Origin of the sequence: Pseudoxanthomonas sp. GW2 (genome assembly GCF_000283075.1) — a bacterium.
Lineage (GTDB): Bacteria > Pseudomonadota > Gammaproteobacteria > Xanthomonadales > Xanthomonadaceae > Pseudoxanthomonas.
In genome coordinates, this window is record NZ_ALIP01000068.1 from 1 (window position 1) to 1,235 (window position 1,235).

Consider the following 1,235-nt stretch of genomic DNA (forward strand, 5'->3'; position numbering starts at 1 on the left):
GTGAATCGCCCCGTGTTTCGTAGACACCTTGCAGCCATAATCCACGGCAGCAGCAGGAGTGTCCATGAGCAGCAAGCGGTACACGGAAGAGTTCAAGGTTGAAGCGGTCAGGCAGGTGACGGACCGCGGCCACTCGGTGGCAGAGGTGGCCGATCGGCTGGGGGTGTCGATCCACAGCCTCTACACGTGGCGGAAGCAGTACGGTCGGTCCGGGCCCGAGCGGGCAGCGACGGCGGACCAGGCGGACGAGTTGCGCCGGCTCAAGTCGGAGCTTCGCCGGGTCACGGAGGAGCGCGACATTCTAAAAAAAGCCGCGGCGTACTTTGCCAAGCAGTCCGGGTGAAGTACGCCTTCATGCGCGACCACGAACGGGAGTTCCGGGTGCGCAGCATGTGCCGGGTGTTGGGCGTGCACCCCAGCGGCTACTACGCCTGGCGTCGGGCGCCGCTGTCGGCACGGGCCAAGGACGATCGGCGCGTACTGGGCCTGATCAAGCAGTCCTGGCTGGAGAGCGGGAGCGTGTACGGCTACCGCAAGGTTGCCCGCGACTTGCGTGATCTGGGCGAGCGCTGCGGCAAGCACCGGGTGGCCCGGCTGATGCGTGGCGAAGGCTTGCGGGCGCAAGTTGGTTATCGCCGCCGACCCGGCATGCGCGGAGGCAAGCCGGTCGTGGTCGCAGACAACCATCTGGCACGGCAGTTCGACCCCGTAGCCGCCAATCGTGCCTGGGTCACCGACATCACCTACATCCGCACCCACGAAGGCTGGCTGTACCTGGCGGCGGTCATGGACCTGTTCTCCCGGAAGATCGTCGGCTGGGCGATGGGATCGACCCTGCACACCGACCTGATGCTGCAGGCGTTGATGATGGCGGTGTGGCGCCGCAAGCCGCCCGCCGGACTGCTCATTCACTCCGATCAGGGAACGCAATACACCGGCCACGATTGGCAGGATTTCCTGACAGCCCACGGCCTGGTCAGCAGCATGAGCCGCCGCGGCAACTGCCATGACAACGCGGTCGCCGAAAGCTTCTTCCAGCTCCTCAAGCGCGAGCGCATCAGGCGCCGGATCTACGCCACCCGGGACGAGGCCAAGGCCGACGTCTTCAACTACATCGAGATGTTCTACAACACCCGCAGGCAGCACGGGCACAACGATGGCCTGCCTCCGGTAGAGTTCGAAAAGCGGCAATCAATTTGAGGCTTCGGGGTGTCTACAGAAGCCGGGGCGATTCA

At 64.9% G+C, this 1,235-nt stretch carries 1 protein-coding gene; it reads left to right on the forward strand.

Annotated elements, in window-relative coordinates:
• Positions 1–64: 64 nt before the first annotated feature.
• Positions 65–1,200, forward strand: a protein-coding gene (locus B351_RS0104750) for an IS3 family transposase (protein ID WP_156810416.1) whose coding sequence is annotated in 2 segments (ribosomal slippage) — positions 65–302 and positions 302–1,200 — 1,137 coding nt in all. Because the reading frame shifts where the segments join, the coding sequence is not laid out codon by codon here.
• The last annotated feature ends 35 nt before the right edge of the window (positions 1,201–1,235 follow it).